This is a genomic window from Serratia sp. PAMC26656 (genome assembly GCF_016469055.2).
In the GTDB taxonomy this organism is placed as follows: Bacteria; Pseudomonadota; Gammaproteobacteria; order Enterobacterales; family Enterobacteriaceae; genus Serratia; species Serratia plymuthica.
The window spans coordinates 2,642,737-2,663,922 of the sequence record NZ_CP150486.1; the positions used below are offsets into that span (position 1 = coordinate 2,642,737).

General features: G+C 57.4%; 21 protein-coding genes. 12 read left to right on the forward strand and 9 right to left on the reverse strand.

Annotation, left to right across the window (positions count from 1 at the left end):
* Nucleotides 1-70 precede the first annotated feature (70 nt).
* From JEM67_RS13525 to JEM67_RS13540, 4 genes are all read right to left on the reverse strand, one after another.
* Complete coding sequence (locus tag JEM67_RS13525) at nucleotides 71-1,285, reverse strand: glycosyl transferase (RefSeq protein ID WP_199635790.1); 1,215 nt, start codon at nucleotides 1,283-1,285, stop codon at nucleotides 71-73.
* Nucleotides 1,278-2,108, reverse strand: coding sequence for a mannosyl-3-phosphoglycerate phosphatase-related protein (locus JEM67_RS13530; protein ID WP_199635791.1), 831 nt, complete (start codon nucleotides 2,106-2,108; stop codon nucleotides 1,278-1,280). The genes JEM67_RS13525 and JEM67_RS13530 overlap by 8 nt, the downstream gene beginning before the upstream one ends.
* Nucleotides 2,109-2,374: 266 nt before the next feature.
* Entirely contained in the window at nucleotides 2,375-2,707 is a 333-nt protein-coding gene (locus tag JEM67_RS13535; RefSeq protein ID WP_013812827.1) for a type II toxin-antitoxin system RelE/ParE family toxin, read from the reverse strand.
* Nucleotides 2,708-2,729: 22 nt separating this feature from the next.
* Complete coding sequence (locus tag JEM67_RS13540; protein WP_006318766.1) at nucleotides 2,730-2,963, reverse strand: type II toxin-antitoxin system Phd/YefM family antitoxin; 234 nt, start codon at nucleotides 2,961-2,963, stop codon at nucleotides 2,730-2,732.
* Between the two features lie 146 nt (nucleotides 2,964-3,109).
* Here JEM67_RS13540 and JEM67_RS13545 point away from each other — a divergent pair, with 146 nt between their 5' ends.
* From JEM67_RS13545 to JEM67_RS13580, 8 genes are all read left to right on the forward strand, one after another.
* Nucleotides 3,110-3,973, forward strand: a complete 864-nt coding sequence (locus tag JEM67_RS13545; RefSeq protein ID WP_199635792.1) for a GNAT family N-acetyltransferase — start codon at nucleotides 3,110-3,112, stop codon at nucleotides 3,971-3,973.
* A gap of 246 nt (nucleotides 3,974-4,219) precedes the next feature.
* Nucleotides 4,220-5,092, forward strand: a complete 873-nt coding sequence (locus JEM67_RS13550; RefSeq protein WP_199635793.1) for a MurR/RpiR family transcriptional regulator — start codon at nucleotides 4,220-4,222, stop codon at nucleotides 5,090-5,092.
* A 17-nt stretch (nucleotides 5,093-5,109) separates the two neighbouring features.
* Nucleotides 5,110-5,673 carry a D-alanyl-D-alanine dipeptidase gene (gene ddpX, locus JEM67_RS13555; RefSeq protein ID WP_199635794.1) on the forward strand — a complete coding sequence of 188 codons (564 nt, stop codon included), beginning with the start codon at nucleotides 5,110-5,112 and terminating at the stop codon, nucleotides 5,671-5,673.
* A 34-nt stretch (nucleotides 5,674-5,707) separates the two neighbouring features.
* Nucleotides 5,708-7,258, forward strand: coding sequence for an ABC transporter substrate-binding protein (locus JEM67_RS13560; RefSeq protein WP_199635795.1), 1,551 nt, complete (start codon nucleotides 5,708-5,710; stop codon nucleotides 7,256-7,258).
* 263 nt (nucleotides 7,259-7,521) lie between these two features.
* Nucleotides 7,522-8,538 carry an ABC transporter permease gene (locus JEM67_RS13565; RefSeq protein ID WP_013812833.1) on the forward strand — a complete coding sequence of 339 codons (1,017 nt, stop codon included), beginning with the start codon at nucleotides 7,522-7,524 and terminating at the stop codon, nucleotides 8,536-8,538.
* Between the two features lie 5 nt (nucleotides 8,539-8,543).
* On the forward strand, nucleotides 8,544-9,431 hold the full coding sequence (ddpC, locus tag JEM67_RS13570) for a D,D-dipeptide ABC transporter permease (protein ID WP_199635796.1): 888 nt from the start codon (nucleotides 8,544-8,546) through the stop codon (nucleotides 9,429-9,431).
* The gene (locus JEM67_RS13575; RefSeq protein WP_199635797.1) at nucleotides 9,431-10,435 is read left to right on the forward strand and encodes an ABC transporter ATP-binding protein; all 1,005 of its coding nucleotides are present in this window, start codon (nucleotides 9,431-9,433) and stop codon (nucleotides 10,433-10,435) included. Before ddpC ends, JEM67_RS13575 begins: the two co-directional genes overlap by 1 nt.
* Nucleotides 10,425-11,372, forward strand: coding sequence for an oligopeptide/dipeptide ABC transporter ATP-binding protein (locus JEM67_RS13580; RefSeq protein WP_013812836.1), 948 nt, complete (start codon nucleotides 10,425-10,427; stop codon nucleotides 11,370-11,372). The genes JEM67_RS13575 and JEM67_RS13580 overlap by 11 nt, the downstream gene beginning before the upstream one ends.
* A gap of 12 nt (nucleotides 11,373-11,384) precedes the next feature.
* On the opposite strand, the gene lpxA is transcribed toward JEM67_RS13580, so the two are convergent.
* Both lpxA and JEM67_RS13590 read right to left on the reverse strand, forming a co-directional pair.
* Nucleotides 11,385-12,173 (reverse strand): acyl-ACP--UDP-N-acetylglucosamine O-acyltransferase, encoded by a 789-nt coding sequence (lpxA, locus tag JEM67_RS13585; RefSeq protein ID WP_199635798.1) that lies wholly within the window; start codon nucleotides 12,171-12,173, stop codon nucleotides 11,385-11,387.
* A 234-nt stretch (nucleotides 12,174-12,407) separates the two neighbouring features.
* Complete coding sequence (locus JEM67_RS13590) at nucleotides 12,408-13,928, reverse strand: MFS transporter (RefSeq protein ID WP_199635799.1); 1,521 nt, start codon at nucleotides 13,926-13,928, stop codon at nucleotides 12,408-12,410.
* Nucleotides 13,929-14,045: 117 nt separating this feature from the next.
* Here JEM67_RS13590 and JEM67_RS13595 point away from each other — a divergent pair, with 117 nt between their 5' ends.
* Nucleotides 14,046-14,912: a LysR family transcriptional regulator gene (locus JEM67_RS13595; RefSeq protein WP_199635800.1), complete on the forward strand. Its 867-nt coding sequence runs from the start codon at nucleotides 14,046-14,048 to the stop codon at nucleotides 14,910-14,912.
* Between the two features lie 7 nt (nucleotides 14,913-14,919).
* Here the strand turns inward: JEM67_RS13595 and JEM67_RS13600 are convergent, their stop codons facing one another.
* Nucleotides 14,920-15,201 (reverse strand): YjcB family protein, encoded by a 282-nt coding sequence (locus JEM67_RS13600; protein ID WP_004944199.1) that lies wholly within the window; start codon nucleotides 15,199-15,201, stop codon nucleotides 14,920-14,922.
* 293 nt (nucleotides 15,202-15,494) lie between these two features.
* Here JEM67_RS13600 and mrdA point away from each other — a divergent pair, with 293 nt between their 5' ends.
* Together mrdA and JEM67_RS13610 are read left to right on the forward strand one after the other, a co-directional pair.
* Nucleotides 15,495-17,420, forward strand: coding sequence for a penicillin-binding protein 2 (gene mrdA, locus JEM67_RS13605; protein WP_199635801.1), 1,926 nt, complete (start codon nucleotides 15,495-15,497; stop codon nucleotides 17,418-17,420).
* A 102-nt stretch (nucleotides 17,421-17,522) separates the two neighbouring features.
* Complete coding sequence (locus JEM67_RS13610; protein ID WP_199635802.1) at nucleotides 17,523-19,241, forward strand: penicillin-binding transpeptidase domain-containing protein; 1,719 nt, start codon at nucleotides 17,523-17,525, stop codon at nucleotides 19,239-19,241.
* A gap of 660 nt (nucleotides 19,242-19,901) precedes the next feature.
* Here the strand turns inward: JEM67_RS13610 and JEM67_RS13615 are convergent.
* Both JEM67_RS13615 and JEM67_RS13620 read right to left on the reverse strand, forming a co-directional pair.
* The gene (locus JEM67_RS13615) at nucleotides 19,902-20,114 is read right to left on the reverse strand and encodes a glycine zipper 2TM domain-containing protein (protein ID WP_004944210.1); all 213 of its coding nucleotides are present in this window, start codon (nucleotides 20,112-20,114) and stop codon (nucleotides 19,902-19,904) included.
* A 136-nt stretch (nucleotides 20,115-20,250) separates the two neighbouring features.
* Entirely contained in the window at nucleotides 20,251-20,778 is a 528-nt protein-coding gene (locus tag JEM67_RS13620; protein WP_199635803.1) for a GNAT family N-acetyltransferase, read from the reverse strand.
* 273 nt (nucleotides 20,779-21,051) lie between these two features.
* Here JEM67_RS13620 and JEM67_RS13625 point away from each other — a divergent pair, with 273 nt between their 5' ends.
* Nucleotides 21,052-21,186: an AcrZ family multidrug efflux pump-associated protein gene (locus JEM67_RS13625; RefSeq protein WP_006325135.1), complete on the forward strand. Its 135-nt coding sequence runs from the start codon at nucleotides 21,052-21,054 to the stop codon at nucleotides 21,184-21,186.

A 21,186-nucleotide genomic window follows, 5' to 3' on the forward strand; every position in this document is an offset into this window, starting at 1 on the left:
ATCGGTTATCAGGCGTGGGTGGCGAAATAAGTGAGCAAAAGTAAAACCCGCGTTGTGCGGGCGCAGATATTTACCGTTGGTTGTCCTGTTCTACGGCGTCATACAACCGCTCGAGAATATCCGGAAAAGCGGATTGTACGCGGTTCCAGCTTGGTACAAAGGGTTTATCGCCGGGGTTTTCGCTGAAGGCTTGCCCGGCCTGAGAAATTACCCGAGAGAACAGTTCGACCGCTGACTCTTCGCTGTGGCGATCGAAATCCAGACCGTTCATTTTGGCATCGTGCTCAAAAGCGTCGATCATATCCAACGCCGTGCGGTAGTAGGTGGCGCGCAGTACGCGAAAAGAATCGCTGGTGATCGGCACCCCCTGGATCGCCAATTTGCGGTACAGCGCCTTGGTGATATCGCCCGCCATACGCTGCAGGCCGCTGTGCGGATCCTCTTCCGACATTGCCTGGTGCTTATGATCGTAATCATCGGCGATATCCACCTGGCAGATACGGCTGGTGGCGGTGTTGCGGTGGACTTCCGACAATACGCCGATCTCCAGCCCCCAGTCGCTGGGAATACGCAGGTTGTTGAGAATGTGGGTGCGCATGGCGAACTCGCCCGAGAGCGGGTAGCGATAGCTGCGCAGATAGTCGAGAAAATCCGAATTGCCGTACACTTTCTGCAGTGATTTCAGCAGCGGAAACACCAGTAACCGACCGACCCGGCCATTCAGCTTGCCGTTAGCCACCCGGGCATAGTAACCCTTGCAAAAATCGTAATGAAAATGCGGGTTAGCCACCGGATACAACAGGCGTGCCAGCATGCGGCGATCGTAGGTGACAATGTCACAGTCGTGCAGCGCCACGCAACTGGAACGGCGTGAAGCCAAGGTGTAGCCGACGCAAAACCACACGTTACGGCCTTTGCCCGGTTCGTTGGGCGCGAGTCCTTCGGCGCTGAGCTGGTTGGCAATCGCCGTCAGGCGCGGCCCGTCGTTCCACAAAATGCGGTGGCGCTGCGGCAGGCGGGAGAAAAAGTTTTTAGCATGCAGAAATTGTTCATGGTTGGCGCGATCCAGGCCAATGACGATCTCCTCCAGATAGGGCACCTGCGCCAAAACATCGACAATCCTGTCCAACGCCGGGCCTTCCAGCTCAGAATAGAGCGAGGGTAGAATCAGCCCCATGGTGTTGCGGCCGGAAAATACCTGCAACTCATATTCCAGTTCGGACAATTCACGCTGTGCGAGATTGTGAAAGTTGGTGATGATGCCATCTTGATAAAAATCACTCATGGTGTGATCTCCCGTTAATCAGAAAATGATCCAATCCTTCGCACCAGCCCTGGGGGCCTTGCAGGCGCGTACGGTACAGCTGGCCGGAGAAACTGCCCGGTAAATCAAGAGGTTTGTCCTGCTGCCCCCGGATCAACACCGCCAGATCGCTGGCTTGCAGCAGGGAAATGTCGTTAGGGCCGTCGCCCAGACTGAGGGTGGTAAGAGGGGGACCGTGCGGTAACTGATAACGCGCGGCTATCCAACGGGCGGCGTTGCCTTTGCTGACGGCCGCGCTCATCACGTGATAAAAGCGTCCGCCCTGGGTCAACTCGAGATCACGCTGCGCCAGCAACGTGCGAAACTGGGCAAGCTGTTCATCGTTTCCGGCCCAGCGCAAGGGTTCAGAACCGGCGCGCCGACGTGCCAGATGCGCCTGATTGAGCGTTAAGCCGGTCCATTGCGCGACCCTGGCGTCATCCACATCGGCAAACCCCTGAAAGGCAAAGCCGGTCTGGCTGCGCAGTTCCCGCAGCGTGGCGCACAGGCTGGGATAATCTGCACCCAGGCGTTTGGTCGGATAGTCGGGGCGATCGCGCCATTGGGCGGGGAAGACAATCTGCGCGCCGTTTTCCGCAATAAACGGCCAGTGGCTCAGCCCGAGTTGCCGTTGCAACGGGGCGACTTCTGCGGCGGTTTTACTGGTGGCGATGATCAGCGGCGTCTGGGTGTGCGCGAGCCGCTCCAGCCACGGCTGTGCAGCCTGCCAGCGGTAGCTGTGATGATCCAGCAGCGAACCGTCCAGATCGGTGAAAATTAACAGGTTGGGGCTCGGTTTCAGCATTTCATCTCCATGATATCGTGTGCAATTCACTGATAAATAGGTTGATTACTTTGTTGTCATGTAGACCGACGGAGAAACGGCGCTTGGCGTTGTAGAGGGTGTTTGCTGTAGACGCCGTGGCTCCCCCAGATGAAAAATGTGATGAAAATCACAATTTACCCTAACGGCTTATCGCAGAGGGTGCAAGTGTTGGTCGCCACCCGCAAAACGGGTTATTGCGTTTATTGGTTGAAAAATGGGGCGGCTTATCCGCTTAACTGACGGGATTACGACGCAATCAGTCGGTTAAACAGCGTTTGTTGAATATCCTGCTTTTGGGCAAGAAAGGCATGTACGGTGATAAGAGAATCTTCGAGCGAATAAATAACGCGATAGCCGTTGACCGTATTACATTCACGGTATTTATCGCAGCCAATTTTCAAGAGTTCAGGGCATATCTGACAGCCGGTTGGAAAGAGGCTTACCCTGGCTTCAAACCCGGTAATGATGTTTTCAACGACCGGTAACGGCAGCACATTTTTGGCTTTCAAAGGGTGGACAATCTCGAGCAAAGTACTCTTTGCCGTTGCGGTATACTCAATATCAATCCGTTCCCTCATGCGACATCTCCTTTTGACCGCATTACTTATCTATATCAGCCAGCAATTGGTCGCGGGAATAAACTTTGCCTTCTTTTTTGTCTTTTTCAGACAGCGTTAGCAATTTAAGCAGGGCAATGGCGTCATCCCTTTGCTGGTGTTGTTCATAAGATTCGATCACATAAGCAGGGGTACCATTTTGCGTCACCAGAATAGGCTCAGACAAATCGAGCGCGGCGGCGTGCTTCTTTACATAGCTGATGGTTTCAACTTTCATACTGGCGTCCTCGTGTCTTGCGTGGGTCAAATTTAGTTCATATTCAGACTATAAGCAATGCACCACGCGGAACCGAATCTGCTACTCTGCGAGGAGGCGGATTTCGCCACCCAGTCAAGTTATCCCTATGGAATCAGGAGGCAAACGTGCTCGAGGAAAAGCAAACCATTCAGTTGCGCCCGATGATTGAAAGGGATCTGCCGGCGGCGTTCGGGCTGTCGCAACAGGCGCGCTGGCCTCACCGCCTGGAAGACTGGCAGCAGGCGTGGGGATTGGGGGCGGGAATGGTCGCTGAGATCAACGGCGAGACGGTCGGCACCGCTCTGCGCTGGTTGTGGGGAGAGAGCCGCGCCACGCTGGGGTTGGTGATTGTCGATGAACGGCATCGCGGGCAAGGCATCGCCAGGGCGATGATGCAGACGCTGATAGCACCATTGGCTGACCATCAACTGCACCTGGTGGCTACCGAACAGGGCAAGCCGCTGTATCAGCAGTTGGGGTTTATCGAACAGGGGCGGCTGGTACAGCACCAGTGCCGGGAGTTACCTGCCCGCGGGGCCGAGCCTTTGCCGGAGGGCGTCATCCTGCGCCCGGCATCGCCTCAGGATCTATCAACCCTGGCCGAGCTGGATTTCGCCGCTTGCGGCATGCGGCGTCAGCCGTTGCTGGATACGTTGCTGAGTAGTGCCGGGCAGGCGCTGGTTCTGGAACGGCAGGGGATTGTCGTCGGTTTCGCGGTGCGTCGCCGCTTTGGTCATGGCAACATGATCGGCCCGGTCGTTGCGCCCGATCTTGCTTCCGCCGTCGGGTTAATTGACGCGCTGTGCCGGCCCTGTACCGGGCAGTTTGTGCGTATCGACACGCCGCAGGCCAGCGACCTCAGCCCTTGGCTGATAGAGCGCGGTTTGCCCGGCATCGACACGCCGGCCATCATGGTGCGCGGGGTGCCTCATAGACCGGATCCTGCTGGTGTGCAGACTTTTGCATTGGTTTCGCAAGCGCTGTCATAAAATTGAAAATCAGGTGCCACGGCGGTGCATCGCCAGATGCATTGCCCAATTGTTGTGCAATAGTTATCAACTGATGACTATGTTGTAACCGCAGGTTTTGCCGTTCCTGCGCCGCCGTACGCCGCCGCGCGTGAAATATCTCCAGAAAGTCCGCAATTGGCACAGGCCATGCATTGTCATCATCAGTCTTTGTTACCTGAGTAACAGGCAGCGGTTTGATGACAACTCACCAACAGCGGGCGAACTATGGCAGACCATCCTGATGTGATCGCACAAATAGAAGCGTCATTCGCGGTACAAACCCCGACCGGCAAGCGTATTGCCGGTTATCTGCTGGCCAATCTGGCGCAGGTGCCATTTGAAACCGCCGACGGCATCGCCCGCAGCACGGCGACCAGCGGCATTTCGGTCGGCCGCTATCTGCGCAGCCTGGGCTATCGCAATCTCGACGATCTGAAACGCACGCTGCGTGAACAAGGGGCGGCGCTGTACCAACCCTGGGGCGTCACCGATCGTCTGGGGGCTTACCGCCGGCGGCGCGAGCAGCCGCAGCCGCAAAAGCTGCGCCAGGCGTTAACCCTGGAGCTGGAAGCGATAGAACACGTTTACCAGTTGGCCGGCGGGGAGGCGTTCAACCACGTCAGCCGCCAACTGGCGCAGGCGGAAGCCGTGTTTGTGGTCGGCATCCAGTCTACGCGCGGCATCGCCAACGCCTTTTACAGCCATCTGGAGTATTTGCGGCCCAGAGTCTATTACGCCGACGGGCTGTCCGGTACCTATGTGGAATCGCTCAATTCGGAATTTAGCGCGCCCTATCTGGTGCTGACCGACACTCGCGCCTACTCGACCATCGCCCGGCAATATTGCCAGGCGGCCTGCGCGCGCGGGCTGCGGCTAGCGCTGATCACCGACATTTACTGCCCGTGGGCGCGGGACTACCCGATTGACCTGCTGCAGGTGAAAACCGACACCGGCCAGTTTTGGGATTCGCTGGCGCCGCTCAGTTGCCTGTTCAACCTGCTGCTGTCCTCGGTATTGGAACAGGGCGGTGCGGAAGTGGAGCAACGGCTGGCCAACAACCGCCTCCTGCAAAAAGAACTGGGCCAATTTGAATCTTAACCGTATGGGAACAGGTAATGAGTGACAACGTAACGTTAATGGATCTGGCCGAGGCGTTTCCCGATCTGCCGATCGAGTTGAAATATGCCGGCGCCGATAACCTCACCGGCCGGCCGATCTATCGCGAAAGCCGCTGCCTGTTGCATCCCGACGCGGTACGCGGGTTGACACGCTGCCTTCTGGCGGCGCGGCTTGCCGGTTTATCGCTAAAGGTGCTTGACGCCTATCGGCCGCAACAGGCGCAGGCGCTGCTGTGGCTGGCGTGCCCGGATCCGCAATATGTCACCAGCACGCAGACCGGCTCGCACCACAGCCGCGGCGTGGCTATCGACGTGACGCTGCTGGATGCGGCGGGCGCGGCGCTGGATATGGGGACCGGCTTTGATGAGATGAGCGAGCGTTCCCATCCGTTTTACCCCGATTTCCCTCCCGAGGTGCAGCGCAATCGGCTGTTGCTGAATGCGGTGATGGCCGCCGGGGGGTTTTGCGGCATCGCCAGTGAGTGGTGGCATTTTGAGCTGCCCAACGCCGGTGACTATCCGCTGTTGGCCGATCGCTTCGGCTGTTTTTCTTACGATTAAAACGACGCACCTTCAACACACCAGGAGTCAGTTTATGAGCAAAGTTAAATACGCCGCGCTGGCGGTGGCAGTCACTGTGGGTCTGGCCGGTTTGGTTCCGGCGCAGGCGGCGGTACCCAAGGATATGCTGGTGATCGGCAAAGCGGCCGACCCGCAGACGCTGGATCCGGCCGTGACCATCGATAACAACGATTGGACGGTAACTTACCCTGCCTACCAGCGGTTGGTGCAATACAAAACCGAGGGCGGCAAAGGCTCCACCCAGGTTGAAGGCGAACTGGCGGCAAGCTGGGCCGCTTCGGACGATCAACTTGTCTGGACCTTTAAGCTCAAGCCGGGCAACAAGTTCGACGACGGCAGCGAGGTTAACGCCGAGGCGGTGAAATGGTCGTTTGAGCGGCTGATGAAGATTGGCCAGGGGCCGTCAGAAGCCTTCCCGAAAGATCTGCAGGTGACGGTGGTGGATCCGCTGACGGTGCGTTTCACGCTGAAAACGCCGTTTGCCCCGTTCCTCTACACGCTGGCCAATGACGGCGCTGGCATCGTCAACCCGGCGATCGCCAAGGCCAATTCGGCCGACGAAGGCAAAGCCTGGCTGGCGAATCACAGCGCAGGTTCCGGCCCTTACAAGCTGGATCGCTGGCAGAAGGGGCAGCAGTTGGTGCTGGTGCCAAATCCGCATTACGGCGGCGCCAAACCGGCGTTCAAACGCATAACGGTGAAAATCATTGCCGAAAGCGCCACCCGCCGGCTGCAATTGACGCGTGGTGATCTGGACATCGCCGAATCTCTGCCCATCGACCAACTCACGGCGCTGAAAAGCGAAAACAAGGTGGCGGTTAATGAGTTTCCTTCGTTGCGCGTCACTTATCTGTACCTGAATAACGGCAAGGCGCCGCTGAATCAGGTGGATCTGCGTCGCGCCATCTCTTATGCGGTGGACTATCAGGGCATGGTGAAGGGCATTCTTGGCGGTAACGGCAAACAGATGCGCGGGCCGATCCCGGAAGGCATGTGGGGTTACGACGCCGCCGCACAGCAGTACAGTCTGGATGCGGACAAGGCCAAGGCCGCACTGGCGGCGGTGAAAGACAAGCCGGCGTCGCTGAACTTCCTGTATTCGGTCAGCGATCCGAACTGGGAGGCGATAGCGCTCTCGGTGCAGGCCAGCCTGGCGACGGTAGGCATTAACGTCAAACTGGAGAAGCTGGCTAACGCCACCATGCGCGATCGCATCGGCCAGGGCAATTACGACATCGCTATCGGCAACTGGAGCCCGGACTTCGCCGACCCGTATATGTTCATGAACTACTGGTTCGAATCCGACAAAAAAGGGCTGCCGGGCAACCGCTCGTTCTACAGCGATCCGCAGGTGGATGCGCTGTTGAAAAAAGCGGTTTCGGTGTCCGATCAGCAAGTGCGCACCACCGATTATCAGGCGGCGCAGAAAATCGTCATCGATCAGGCGGCTTACGTCTATTTGTTCCAGAAAAACTATCAGGTGGCGATGAACAAAGAGGTGAAGGGCTTTGTGTATAACCCGATGTTGGAACAGGTGTTCAACGTTGGGCAGATGAGCAAGTAATTCTCTTTCGGCTAATTATTCAGAGGATTGCCAAAGCCTATTATTAGGGAGAGCGTGCCGAAGGGGTCGTAGCGGCTTGCCGCCGACCCATTTGCCGGGAGCAAATTGGAACGACTTCATGTCGGCCCGAAGGGTGGGACACAGGGATGTGTCCCATAATGGCCCCTCGGTGCGCTAGACCCGGGTATCTCGGACATAAAGACAATTGTGCAATCAAATTCGGGCAGCCGTTTGGCTGCCCCCTTGCGCCACGGGAAACGACTATGAACGTTTGGAGCCTTATCCGCCAGCGCTGCTGGGGGCTGGTGCTGGTGATGTTCGGGGTGTGCGTCATCACCTTTACCATCTCGCACCTGATCCCCGGCGATCCGGCGCGGCTGCTGGCCGGCGATCGCGCCAGCGAGGAAATCGTCCAGCATATTCGCCAGCAACTGGGGCTGGACCAGCCGTTATACGTGCAGTTTGGCCGCTATGTGCTGGATCTGCTGCACGGCGATCTGGGCACGTCTATCCGCACCGGGCGGCCGGTACTGGACGACCTGCGCGCCTTCTTCCCGGCGACGCTGGAGCTGGCGTTTTGCGCCTTGCTGCTGGCGATCGCGCTGGGAGTGCCGCTCGGCGTGCTGTCGGCGGTTTACCGCAATAAATGGCCCGATCATCTGGTGCGCCTGCTGTCGGTGACCGGCATCTCCACGCCGGCGTTCTGGCTGGGGCTGGGGGTGATCATTTTGTTTTACGGCCAACTGAACGTCTTGCCCGGCGGCGGCAGGCTGGACGATTGGCTGGATCCGCCCACCCATATTACCGGGTTCTACCTGCTGGATTCTCTGCTGACCGGCAACGGCGAAGCGTTTTGGAACAGCCTGCAGCACCTGATCCTGCCTGCGTTGACCCTGGCGTTCGTACACCTCGGGGTGGTGGCGCGGCAAATCCGCTCGGCGATGCTTGAACAACTGGGCGAAGACTATATCCGCACCGCGCGCGCCAACGGCCTTTCGCACTGGCGAGTGGTGCTCGGCCATGCGCTGCCGAACGCGCTGATCCCTTCGGTGACGGTACTGGGGCTGGCGTTGGGGGATTTGCTGTACGGCGCGGTACTGACCGAAACGGTATTCGCCTGGCCAGGCATGGGCGCTTACGTGGTGGATTCCATTCAGGCGCTGGATTTCCCGGCGGTGATGGGCTTTGCCGTGGTGGTGTCCTTTGCCTATGTGATAGTTAATTTGATCGTCGATCTGCTTTACCTGTGGATCGACCCGCGAATGGGGCGTGAGGGCTAATGACGATGTCTCAACTTGAACAACCGCCGGCGGCGGAACCTGTGTTGCACTTTGTCGGCGCGCGGCGCGCCTGGTATCGGGTGCGGCGCAGCCCGCTGACGTTGTTGGGCGCCGCGATCATGTTCTGCGTGCTGTTTTTGATGCTGTTTTCACCCTGGCTGGCGCCGCACAATCCGGACGCGATTGACCTGACCGCACGGCTGCTGCCGCCTTCGGCCGAACACTGGTTCGGCACCGACGAAGTGGGCCGCGATCTGTTCAGCCGGGTGCTGGTCGGCAGCCGGCAGTCGGTAGCCGCCGGGCTGGCGGTGGTGGTACTGGCGGGCGGAATTGGCTCTCTGCTCGGCTGTTTCTCCGGCGTGATGGGCGGTACGGTGGATGCGCTGATCATGCGCTGCATGGACATCATGCTGTCGGTGCCTTCGCTGGTGTTGACCATGGCGCTGGCGGCTGCGCTCGGGCCAAGCCTGTTCAACGCCATGCTGGCGATTGCGGTGGTGCGCATTCCGTTTTACGTGCGGCTGGCGCGCGGGCAGACGCTGACGCTGCGGCATCAGGCTTATATGCAGGCGGCGCGCACCTTTGGTGCCTCGCGCTGGCATTTGATCGGCTGGCATGTCCTTCGCAACGTCATGCCGCCGTTGGTGGTGCAGGCATCGCTGGATATCGGTACCGCCATCCTGATGGCCGCCACGCTGGGCTTTATCGGCCTTGGTGCCCAGCAACCGACCGCCGAATGGGGCGCCATGGTGGCCAACGGCCGTAACTATGTGCTCGACCAGTGGTGGTATTCCGCCTTTCCCGGTACGGCGATCCTGATCACCGCCACCGGCTTCAACCTGTTCGGCGACGGTCTGCGCGACCTGCTGGATCCTAAAACCCGGGGGCGTTGATGAGTGACACTACGGTTCTATCGATTGATGAGCTGCAACTGGAATTCCCGGTCTATGGCGGCAGCGTCAAGGCGCTCAACCGCGTCTCGTTGCAGGTCAAGGCCGGCGAAATCGTCGGCGTGGTGGGGGAATCCGGTTCCGGCAAATCGGTGACGGCAATGATGACCCTGCGCCTGCTGGCCGAGAACGGTTACAACGTGACCGGCGGCAGGCTGGAGGTATTGGGCACCGACGTGCTCAGCGCCAGCGAGCGGCAAATGCGCCAACTGCGCGGTGCCCGGGTGTCGATGATTTTTCAGGAGCCGATGAGTGCGCTGAACCCGACGCGGCAAATCGGCCGCCAGATGTGCGAGGTGATCCGCCTGCACCAGCGGCTGTCGGCGCGGCAGGCGCGTGACAAGGCGATCCAGTTGCTGCGTGAAATGCAAATTGCCGATGCGGAACGGGTGATGGAGCGCTATCCGTTCGAGTTGTCGGGCGGCATGCGCCAACGGGTGCTGATCGCCATGGCGTTTTCTTGCGAACCGGAGTTGATTATCGCCGACGAACCGACCACGGCACTGGATGTTACGGTGCAGCGGCAGGTGCTGCGCCTGCTGCAACAGAAGGCTCGCGCCAGCGGCACGGCGGTGCTGTTTATTACTCATGATATGGCGGTGGTGTCGCAGCTCTGCGACCGGGTGTACGTGATGTACGCCGGGCACGTGATTGAAAGCGGCGCCACGGCGCGGGTGATTGACCACCCGCGTCACCCGTATTCCATTGGGTTGTTGCTGGCGGCACCGGAACGTGCCGAACCGCGCAGCCTGCTGCGGGCCATTCCCGGTACGGTGCCCAATTTGAGCGCGTTACCGCCGGGTTGCGCATTCAGCAACCGCTGCAGCTACGCCAGCGGTCAATGCCGACAAACGCCGCAGTTGGCGCCTTTAGCCGCTGACCCGACGCAACGGGTGGCCTGTTGGCATCCGCAGTCTATCGATCTGGAGGTGCAAAATGAACGTTGAAGCGCTACTGGAATTGCGCGACGTGCGGCTGCGCTTTCCCGCCAGCTATAACTGGCGCGGTAAGCCGAGAGAATATGTCCATGCGCTCAACGGGCTGGATCTCAACATCATGCGCGGCGAGACCTTGGGGATCGTCGGCGAATCCGGTTGCGGCAAAAGCACCTTGGCGCAACTGCTGATGGGATTGCTGAAGCCCAGCAGCGGTGAGCTGCTGCGCGCCCGTTCCGGCGGTTCCTGGTTTGGCAGCGGCATGCAGATGGTGTTTCAGGATCCGCAGTCGTCGCTCGACCCGCGCCTGCCGGTATGGCGCATTATCACCGAGCCGGTCTACGTGCAGCAGCATAACGGCGTGGCAGAGCGGCGGGCGCTGGCGGCAGAACTGGTGCAACAGGTTGGGCTGCGGCCGGAGTCTATTGACCGGCTGCCGCATGAGTTTTCCGGTGGTCAGCGCCAACGTATCTCCATCGCCCGCGCGCTGTCCTCGCAACCGGATATCATCGTGCTGGACGAACCAACGTCGGCGCTGGATATCTCGGTGCAGGCGCAGATCCTCAACCTGTTGGTGGAGCTGCAACGCCAGCGCAATCTGACCTATGTGCTGATCTCGCATAACGTTTCGGTGGTTCAGCACATGAGCGATCGGGTGGCGGTGATGTATTTGGGGCAAATCGTTGAGCTGGGGCCCACTGCGCAGGTCTTGCGCCAGCCGCAGCACCCTTATACCCGGCTGCTGCTGGATTCGGTACCGCGCGCCGGGCGTTTGCTGAGCGACAGCACGATTGAAGATCGCAAAGGGGAGTTACCGGGCAATCGCCAGTTGCCGCTGGGGTGTTTTTTCCGCGAGCGTTGTCCCTACGCCGGGGAAGGCTGCCAGATGCCGCAAACGCTGCGGGTGAATCTGGGGGGCACGGCGGTGCGCTGTCATAAAGTGGCATGACGGCCACAGTGTTCAGCGAATGATGCCCCGCGTAGAGCGGGTAAAAAAATCAGTGAACAGCCGCAGTAACGGGTATTCCACGCTGAGGCGGGCGGCTTCTTGCCGCACGTCTTCCAGCGCCATCGCCTGGTGATACAACATAGCGTAAAGCGAATGAATAACCCGCTGCTGTTGCTCGTCGGCGGCCAGAAAGGCCGGTGCCAGCAGATGCAGGCCATCCGGTTTGGCGCGGTTGCCGCCAGCCTGGACGAATGGCGGCAGATCCTGCACCGCGAGGGTACCGTCGGCCAATCGTGCGTGGGCACCGATAATGCAAAATTGATGCACCGCACAACGCGCGCCGACCCAACCGCCGTCGCCCAATTCCACATGCCCGGCCAGCCCGCTGTTATTGCCGATATGCGTGGCGTTGCCAATGATGCAGTCGTGAGCAATATGCACATTATCCTGCAGATGGTTGTCATCGCCGATCGCGGTGTGGCGGCAGCCTTGTGCGGTGCCGCGATGCAGGGTGGCGTATTTGCCGATGCGGTTGCGATTGCCGAGGGCGAGCGTGGTCGGTTCACCGGCGTATTTCAGGTCCTGGCCGGCTTCGCCGATCGAAGAAAACTGGTCGATGACGTTGTCGCGGCCGATGCGCGTCAGGCCGTTAATCACCACGTGGGAGGCGATAGAGGTGCCTTCGCCAATCTCAACGCCGGCGGTGATGAAGCAAAAAGGGCCGATGCGCACGCGCGCACCGATAATCACGCCAGGCTCAATCACGCTGCTGGCGGCAATACGGGCAGAAGGAGAAATCATGCTGCTTCCTGATGGCGGCGCGTGGCGTATCCTTCAGCCAGGCCAGACATCGGTTAACTATTAAGCCGGATTCTGGATTAATCAGGGGAAAAACAAGAAAGTGCGGCCATGAGGGCTTGCCTCTGGGCCAGGTGCAACAAAGTTGTCTGAGGTCAGCATAAGCCCTCGCCACTCTCAGACCACCCGATTATATTTTATTTATTTTATGAACCATTCGGTAATAACGGAATGTTATTACCCGTGGGTCACGGCAGCGGTTTTCCAGGGGGCGAAAATCGTCAGGCTGGCCGCAGCCAACGCCCAGGCACCGAGGCCGCCGTACAGCATTACCAGGCCAAAACTTTGCGTCAACGCAGCATGAACCAGCGGCGCCAGGGCATCCCATGCGGGGAGTGTTTTCAACGCGGTGAGATTACCCGCCACTATCTGCTCCGCCACCGAACGCAATGGCAGGGTATCTAATGATGCGGGCAGCGTTTGTCGCAGATAAGCGTAAACCCCCGCCAGCAAGATAAACCCCATGACCGCAATATTGATAGCCAGCGCGATCATTCTGGCGCTCATGTCTATCCCGGAGGCCATGCCGGCGCGGGCGTTTGACACCGAACCTGTGGTGGTGTTGGTCACCGGGGTATTGGTGATCCCCAGGCCGATGCCGGCGATAAGTAACCCCGGCAGCATAGCCAATCCGCCGGTATGTTCGCTGCCTGATTTCATCAGCAGGAAACCCAGCCCAAGCGTGAATAACCCGGCGGGGATGACGGTTCCAGGGCGGTAACGCAGAGCCAATCGCTCGCCCACCGGGGGGAAGACAAGCGTGGGAAGCGTATAAGCGAGCAGCGACAAACCTGTGGTCAGGCTGTCATAACCCAGCCCAATTTGAAAATAGAGCGGCAGGTAGATCATAAAGGGCCAGAAGCTGAAATTCATGCCGATGGATCCCATCAGCGCCCCGGAAAATTGCCGATTCCTGAACACGGAAAACTCAATCATCGGATAGGGGCTGCGTCTCTCAACCCCGATAAACAGCAGCAGGCTGAGGGCTGCAGCCAGAAGAATCCCCCCGGCGCGAACGCTGGTGAAACCGAACCCCGCCCCCTGAGTGATAAAATAGACCAACCCAAAAACCGACAAAGACAATGTGACGATCCCCAGACTATCCAGTTTTGCCGCCTGAGGATCGCGGGATTCTTGCACGCTGAAAATCACCAGTAACAGGGTCAGAACGGCGATGACCACATGAATCAAAAATACCCACTGCCAGTTGGCGATCGCCACGATAACGCCGCCGATCGCCGGCCCAAACCCTAAACCAATGCCAAAAACGACGCCCCAAATGCCGAAGGCCTGGCCACGCTGTTTGCCGTTCTGAAACTGATGCGACAATGCTGCCACCTGGCAAATCAACATGGCGCCGCCCGCCATGCCTTGCATAAAGCGGCCCAGGATCAACATCGTCGAGCCGTTGGCCAGGCCGCAAAGTAAGGAGGTGAGGCCAAAAGCGGCAATGGCGATGATGAAAACTCGCCGGCGGCCAAAACGGTCAGACAGCGTTCCGGTGGCCATCATCACTGCGGTGCAGGCCAGGGTGTAGGCATTCATAATCCATTGCATATCACTGAAATCACTGTGTAATACCTGTTCCAGCGTCGGCAGTATGACCGGTACGCTGGAGATTTCCAGGCCGAACATCAGCGCGGCGAGGCATATTGCCGTTAATGCCAGTCTGTTTTTACTGGCGTGAGAGAGCGTCATGAGTTTTTTCCACAAAAGAGGGTGATGGAAACGAACAGCTATTCTGGATAAATGAGTTGCATGATAGAAATGATTTAATTTATCGTTATTAATTAATTTCCATCATGAAATCACCCTATGAACATTGACCCGGCACTGCTGCGCACCTTCGTTACGGTTACCGAAACCGGCGGCTTTACGCGCGCGGCGCAGCAACTGAATCTGACCCAATCTGCGATCAGTCACCAGATCCGCCGGCTTGAGGAGCAGATTGGCCGACAGTTGTTGCACCGCACTACGCGCCGCCTGACGCTAACCGAAGACGGTGAAGATTTGCTGCGCCATGCCGGGCAAGTTTTGCAGGCGCTCGACGCCATGCAGCGGCGCTTTGAATCCTCACCCGTTTCCGGCGTGGTGCGTTTTGGCCTGACGGAGAGTTTTCTGGGGGAACGATTGCCACCGCTGTTAGCCCAGTTCGCCCGGGCTTTTCCTGCGGTCAGGTTGGAGGTGAATGTCAGTATCGGGCTGGATCTTTGTGGCATGGTGAAGGGCAACGAACTGGATTTGGCCGTTGTGATGTCGCTGGCTAACCGCATTGAGGGCAGGCTATTGCGGCGGACGCAACTGGTGTGGGTAGCGGCTGAGACATTCAGCCTGGCGGGCACGTCGTTGCCGCTGGCGTTGTTGCCTGCGCCGTCGGTCAGCCGCGAGGCCGGGATCGCCGCTCTGGAAAGCAAGGCTATCCAATGGCACACCGCCTTCACCTCACAAAGCCAACAAGGGCTACGGGCGGCCGTGCTGGCGGGGCTGGGCATTGCCGTCATGGCGAGCGGCGATCTGGCGCCGGGAATGAAAACGGTTGATGGTCAGTATGGGCTACCCGAATTGCCCGACATCGATTTCACCCTGATCGTCAACGGCGCGGAACCTGGCGCGGCTGCGCAGGCATTCGGCAAAATACTGCTGGAGATGTCGGCGCCGTGGCCTGCCGCAGGGGGAGATTAAGTGCGGCTCAGGGCATTGGCCAATCGGTCGGGGTTTTGCTCATCACGTCGAAAAAGACGTCTTTGGTCACTGACCAAAAATGCAGGAATCCTTCCTGGCTGAAGCTGATGCCCATCAAACCCATCACGAACCAGCAGGTGGTGAACAGCCCGAGGCTGCTGAACATGAATGCCATACCGTTACGGCTGGTTTTACGGCAAACGACGTTTAACTGGCTGGCCATAAACATCATTACGGCGCTCAGTAATTCCCAGCGCATCATAATCAAACCCGTGGCTATGGTACTCATCGAACGTGATCCTTTGTGACAAAGCCGCAGCCGGCAGGGCGCCGGAGAACAGTGCGGGCAAAAATGGAGTAGTGTGATCTGCGTCACATTGTAGCACTGGGATAAAGGGGCGCTCAATCCCTGTCCGGCATAAAAACCGGCACCTGGAAACATTCCAATATGCTGAAACATTTATGCCATTTCATTAGCAACCTTTTAATGGGGGCGTTAACCAATAACGTTATGCTTGCTGCCTTTTCACTGCCCTGATTTATCTGGGGAAAATGTGACGTCAGACAGGTACTGCACTGCGTATGGCCCTCTTAAAAGAAAAAATCCGTGACCATTCTGCTGAGGAAATGTTGTTTATTCGCCGTGCCTGCGTGGCGATGGTGTTGGTGATCGCCTGCTTCGGCGCACTGATCGTCAACCTGTATCACCTGCAGATTAAGCAACATGCGTTCTACCAAACGCGCTCCAATCAAAACGACATCAAAATGCTGCCGATTGCACCTAGCCGCGGGCTGATATTCGATCGTAACGGCATCCCTTTGGTGCGTAACATTACTCTGTACCAGATCCAGGTTATTCCCAGCAAAATCGCCAATATGGCCGCACTGTTGCAGGCGCTGACGCCGATTGTCGATCTGACGCCTGAGGATATCGCCGCCTTCCGTGACGACATGCACCACAACGGCCGCTATAAACCGGTGACGTTGAAAAGCGGGCTGAACGACACCGAGGTCGCCCGTTTTGCGGTCAATCAATACCGTTTTGACGGGGTGACTATCGACACCTATCAGCAGCGGGAATATCCGTATGGCGCCGAACTGGCGCACGTGGTGGGTTATGTATCGAAAATCAACGATGGCGATGTGAAACGGCTCGATAAAGCCGGCATCGGCGAAAATTACTCTGCCGACCATAACATCGGCAAGCAGGGCATTGAGGCTTACTATGAGTCGGAATTGCATGGCACCACCGGATATCAGGAAGTGGAGGTGGATAACCACGGCCGCGTGATACGCCTGCTGAAAGAGCAGCCGCCGCAGGCAGGCAAAAATATCTATCTGACGCTCGATTTGCCGTTACAGCAGTATATCGAGTCGGTGCTGAAGGGGCAGCGAGCGGCGGTGGTGGTTGAGGACCCGCGCGATGGCGGCATTCTGGCGATGGTGTCCAGCCCCAGTTACGATCCCAACCCTTTCGTGAAAGGCATCAGCTACAAAGCTTATAAAGCCTTATTGACCAACCCCGATTTGCCGCTGATTAACCGCGTTACTCAGGGGCTGTACCCGCCTGCATCCACCGTGAAGCCTTATATGGCTACCTCTGCGCTGTTCGCCGGGGTGATAACCCCCAACACCAGCTTCTTTGGCGCGCCGACCTGGACGTTGCCGGGTACTCAACGCCGTTACCGCGATTGGCTGAAGAGTGGCCATGGCATGCTGAACGTTACTAAAGCGATAGAGGAGTCCGCCGATACCTTCTTTTATCAGGTGGCGTTTGAAATGGGCATTGATCGCATTCACAGCTGGCTGAGCCAGTTCGGTTACGGCCAGGCGACCGGGATCGATCTCAACGAAGAGTATCGCGGCGTACTGCCCAGCCGCGAATGGAAGCAGCGGGTGCATAAAAAACCCTGGTATCAGGGCGATACCGTATCGGTCGGCATCGGTCAGGGGTATTGGGTCGCCACGCCAATTCAGATGGTGAAGGCGCTCACCACGCTTATCAATAACGGCAAGGTGAAAACGCCCCATCTGCTGTATTCGATGCGCCAGGGCAATCGGGTGAGCCGCTATCAACCGCCGCTGCAGACGGCACAGATCGGCGATGCCAAATCACCGTACTGGGGGATTGTGCGCAATGGCATGTACGGTATGGCCAACTTGCCGAACGGCACCGGTTACAAACTGTTCCATACCGCGCCGTATCAGATCGCCGCCAAATCCGGCACCTCACAGGTATTCAGTCTGAAAGAAAATCAGACCTATAACGCCAAGATGATTCCGGTGCGGTTGCGTGACCATATTTTCTACACGCTGTTCGCTCCCTATAAAAATCCGCGGGTGGCGATGGCGCTGATTCTGGAAAACGGCGGCGGTGACGGCGTGGTGGCGGGACCAACCGCGCGGGCAATCCTTGACCATATTTTTGACCCGGCCAACGCGCCGCAGCCTGACGAGAGTCAGAAAGTTAAACCGGAGTTAAACGACAGTGAGGATGTGCAACAGTAAACGCGTTTGTTTTTACTTTCTTACAAACTGCAATCTTCTAAAGATTTCCGTCAGGGTAGACTGAAATAATTACATAATCCGAATAAAAACGCAGGGTTAACAGTGGCGCCACTAATAAAAAAGAGCGGTAAAAATTATTCCTCACTGAGGTTTGGCTGGATTTGCGCCGGTATTCTGGTGTGTTTTTTCCTGTTGGCGTTCCGGGTCGGTTATTTGCAACTGATGGAGCATCAGCAGTTGGCGGACCAGGCGGATCAGCGTTCAATCCGCACGCAGGTGCTGCCGACCAACCGGGGGATGATCACCGACCGTAATGATGAAGCGCTGGCGGTGAGCGTGTCTTCGAAAGATATCGTGCTGGATCCCAAACATATTCTCGACACCCATACCGATACCGGCAACGAACGCTGGCAGAGCCTGGCCAACGTGCTGAAAATACCGCTGACGGACGTGCAAAAGTTGATTCAGGCCAACGCCCATAAGCGTTTCGTCTATCTGGCCCGCAAGGTGGAAGACGATAACGCGAACTACATCAGCAAGCTGCATCTGACCGGGGTCAGTACCGAGCAAGACTTCAGCCGCTTTTATCCGATGGGCCAGGATGCCGCCGGGTTGATCGGCATTGTCGGGCAGGACAATCAGGGGCTTGAAGGCATTGAGCTGGGCTTCAACCACCTGTTGCAGGGCAAGAACGGGATGCGGGTGTACCAGAAGGACGGCAGCGGGGCAGTGATTGGCGTGATCAAGAGCGTTGATCCCGTGCCGCCGCCGAACGTTACGCTGAGCATCGATAAATTTATACAGTACGTACTGTTTGCGCAAATCCGCGATGGCGTGGTGGCCAACCAGGCCGATTCCGGCTGCGCGGTGCTGGTGAAAGTCAGTACCGGCGAGGTACTGGGTATGGCGAGCTACCCCTCGTTCAACCCGAACAACTATGCCAATACGCCGGTAAAAGATATTCGCAATGTTTGCAGTAGCGACAGCTTCGAACCGGGTTCGACGGTGAAACCGGTGGTCGTTATGGTCGGGCTGGAACATAGGCTGATTAAGCCGGACACGGTGCTGGATACTACGCCGTACCGGGTCAACGGCCACTTGATCAAGGACGTTGGCCACTGGTCCAAACTGACCATTACCGGCGTGCTGCAAAAATCCAGTGATATCGCGGTGTCGCATATCGCATTGGCGCTGCCTGCCACCGTGCTACCGGCGGTCTACAAGAGTTTTGGTCTGGGGCTGCCGACCGAGTTGGGCATCGGCAACGAGAGCAGTGGTTATCTGCCGCAGCATCGTGAACGTTGGGCCGATATCGAGCGGGCGACTTTCTCCTTCGGCTACGGGTTGCGCGTGACGCCGCTGCAAATGGCGCGGGAATATGCCGCTATCGGCTCTTACGGCATCTATCGGCCGCTGTCGATCACGCGGGTGACGCCGCCGGTCATGGGGCAGCGGATCTTGCCGGAAGAGACGGTGAAAACCGTGGTGCATATGATGGAAAGCGACGCCTTGCCGGGCGGCAGCGGGGTCAGCGCCGCGGTGCCGGGTTACCGGTTGGCGATTAAAACCGGTACTGCCGAGAAGATGGGGGCCAACGGCAAATATGACGGCGGCTATATCAACTACACCGCAGGCGTGGCGCCCGCCAGCGATCCGCAGGTGGCGCTGGTGGTGATGGTCAACAACCCGAAAGCCGGCAAGCACTTCGGTGGTTCGGTGGCCGGTCCGGTATTCGGCAAGATCATGGCGCAGGTGCTGGAGCATATGAATATTCTGCCGGACGCTCAACCGCTGAATGTGGTTTCTCAGGTGAAGGGATAATGTTGTTGCGTTGCCGATAGAAAGCAGAAAGGGGCCGGTTTCCGGCCCCTGAGGTTGATGACAAAGTGGTCTTTGAGCCCGAGATACTCGGGCCTAGCGCACCGAGGGGCGCTCCGACGGCCAAGGCCGTTACGACCCCTTCGGTACGCTCTCCCTAATAACAGGCTTTGTCAGCAGTCTGAGGGGCCGGTTTCCGGCCCCTTTTCGTTTACCCGGCAGGCTGCATAATAAACAGGCCCGCAAGCCAAATGATTACTTATCCCGAGTCGCCCACCATTTTGCCACACAGGCATTAGGCGCCTTTATTATGGATTTGCTATGAACCATTCATTAATAAATGACGTGAATGATTTTAAGGCAGAGTCTCATTGATTAGTTATATACCTGGTGTAGGGGGCAATATCTGCTTTTTAAGTAAGGTATTTTTTCTGCGGCTAACGCGCATTATTTATCGACGTGGCTTTGACAGATTACCAGAACGGAGGAAGGCGATGCAGAGGGCATGAATAAGACCAGTGATAACCGGTTATCGTTCTCTCAACGTTTGACGAGAGTTTTAAAAAAGAAGAAAAAACAGACGGAAAAAATAAAATTAACTCAGGCAGGAATAGTCTTTTATTACAATCCTTCCGGCCTGAGATTTTTATTACTCAGCTGTCATTAACGGCTGGTTTGGTGACCGATAATACCGCCCAGTGCCGCCCCGCCCAGCGTGCCCAGGGTGCTGCCGTCGGTCAATACTGCGCCACCCAGCGCGCCTACGCCGGCGCCGATTGCCGTGTTGCGATTGCGGTTAGACATATGCCCGCATGCAGTGACAGAAAGCGTAGCCATTACGAGAACCAACACGCCGGCAACACGTTTAATGTTCATAAGAATTATCCTGGTAAAATGATCGATTAATTGACTAAAAATGCGGCAATTAATCGTTCGGTAGAAGTTGAGATGAATGTATTCCTCCGGCAGAAAATAGAATAGGTAAATATTCTTAATTTTGAGTCGCCGTATATTATTTAAGGACCGCCAGATGGCGAATATCCGGCCAGACGTAAATCACATTGCTGGAACGCCACAACGGTCCGGGATCGATATAGTTGCCGGCCGGAGCACCGCCCAATGCCTGATAAAACCGCATGGCGCTGTCATTTCCGTCGACCACTCCCAGCGCAATGCTGCCATAGCCGAGCTTTTGCATTTCTCTTGCTGCTGCACCGAGCAGCCTGCGGCCGATACCCTGACGTTGATGTTTGTCGCTGACGAAAAGTGATTTTATCTCGGCATGCTCGCCAAACTGCGGATGGGAAGGGGTGTCGGCCAGACAGAATCCGACCAACTGGCCGACCGATTCGGCCAGCAGCACCTGCGCTGTGCCAGGCTGTTGCAGTTTTTCTTGCCAGTGGACCAACCGCCTCGGTTCATCCAGCGCGGCATAGGCTGCCGGCGTCGCCAGCCCTTGGTAGGTGCTGCGCCAGACCTGCACGTGCAGACGAGCGATTGCCGGTGCATCCGCAGGCCGCGCCATTCTCAGCGTTATCATCATTGCTCCCGTCATTTGGCCGCTATCGCCATTATTTGCGCCTTGGACACCTGTTTTCGAGCTGGCGTCCCACCGATGTTTCGTTGCTTTATCCCGCCTTGCCAGAGCATTTTTTGTCATTGTTTTAATGTAACTGTGTAAGTTACATTAGCCATCTTCAAGTGTGATATCTGTCACAGATTGAAAATACCAACAATAAAATGTGCGGTATCTCGGAGAAATTCAAGTTCATTTGTGAATGGCTTTCTCCGCTTAAAAAACCAGGAGACAACGATGTTAGAAATGATTGAGAGTTTGGCAACCGTGGTGATCCTGGTGCCGGTAATGATAGCCGTGTTGCTGGGCTCGATTTATGGTCTGGGTGAAGTGTTTAACGTTTTCTCCGCTATCGGTAGAAAAAAAGACTGA

What these genes read in the sequence shown, in the direction of transcription:
- JEM67_RS13525 (WP_199635790.1), bottom strand. Translation starts at nt 1,285, where the DNA reads ATGAGTGATTTTTATCAAGATGGCATCATCACCAACTTTCACAATCTC.
- JEM67_RS13530 (WP_199635791.1), bottom strand. Translation starts at nt 2,108, where the DNA reads ATGCTGAAACCGAGCCCCAACCTGTTAATTTTCACCGATCTGGACGGT.
- JEM67_RS13535 (WP_013812827.1), bottom strand. Translation starts at nt 2,707, where the DNA reads ATGAGGGAACGGATTGATATTGAGTATACCGCAACGGCAAAGAGTACT.
- JEM67_RS13540 (WP_006318766.1), bottom strand. Translation starts at nt 2,963, where the DNA reads ATGAAAGTTGAAACCATCAGCTATGTAAAGAAGCACGCCGCCGCGCTC.
- JEM67_RS13550 (WP_199635793.1), top strand. Translation starts at nt 4,220, where the DNA reads ATGGCAGACCATCCTGATGTGATCGCACAAATAGAAGCGTCATTCGCG.
- ddpX (WP_199635794.1), top strand. Translation starts at nt 5,110, where the DNA reads ATGAGTGACAACGTAACGTTAATGGATCTGGCCGAGGCGTTTCCCGAT.
- JEM67_RS13560 (WP_199635795.1), top strand. Translation starts at nt 5,708, where the DNA reads ATGAGCAAAGTTAAATACGCCGCGCTGGCGGTGGCAGTCACTGTGGGT.
- JEM67_RS13565 (WP_013812833.1), top strand. Translation starts at nt 7,522, where the DNA reads ATGAACGTTTGGAGCCTTATCCGCCAGCGCTGCTGGGGGCTGGTGCTG.
- ddpC (WP_199635796.1), top strand. Translation starts at nt 8,544, where the DNA reads ATGTCTCAACTTGAACAACCGCCGGCGGCGGAACCTGTGTTGCACTTT.
- JEM67_RS13575 (WP_199635797.1), top strand. Translation starts at nt 9,431, where the DNA reads ATGAGTGACACTACGGTTCTATCGATTGATGAGCTGCAACTGGAATTC.
- JEM67_RS13580 (WP_013812836.1), top strand. Translation starts at nt 10,425, where the DNA reads ATGAACGTTGAAGCGCTACTGGAATTGCGCGACGTGCGGCTGCGCTTT.
- lpxA (WP_199635798.1), bottom strand. Translation starts at nt 12,173, where the DNA reads ATGATTTCTCCTTCTGCCCGTATTGCCGCCAGCAGCGTGATTGAGCCT.
- JEM67_RS13590 (WP_199635799.1), bottom strand. Translation starts at nt 13,928, where the DNA reads ATGACGCTCTCTCACGCCAGTAAAAACAGACTGGCATTAACGGCAATA.
- JEM67_RS13595 (WP_199635800.1), top strand. Translation starts at nt 14,046, where the DNA reads ATGAACATTGACCCGGCACTGCTGCGCACCTTCGTTACGGTTACCGAA.
- JEM67_RS13600 (WP_004944199.1), bottom strand. Translation starts at nt 15,201, where the DNA reads ATGAGTACCATAGCCACGGGTTTGATTATGATGCGCTGGGAATTACTG.
- mrdA (WP_199635801.1), top strand. Translation starts at nt 15,495, where the DNA reads ATGGCCCTCTTAAAAGAAAAAATCCGTGACCATTCTGCTGAGGAAATG.
- JEM67_RS13615 (WP_004944210.1), bottom strand. Translation starts at nt 20,114, where the DNA reads ATGAACATTAAACGTGTTGCCGGCGTGTTGGTTCTCGTAATGGCTACG.
- JEM67_RS13620 (WP_199635803.1), bottom strand. Translation starts at nt 20,778, where the DNA reads ATGATAACGCTGAGAATGGCGCGGCCTGCGGATGCACCGGCAATCGCT.
- JEM67_RS13625 (WP_006325135.1), top strand. Translation starts at nt 21,052, where the DNA reads ATGTTAGAAATGATTGAGAGTTTGGCAACCGTGGTGATCCTGGTGCCG.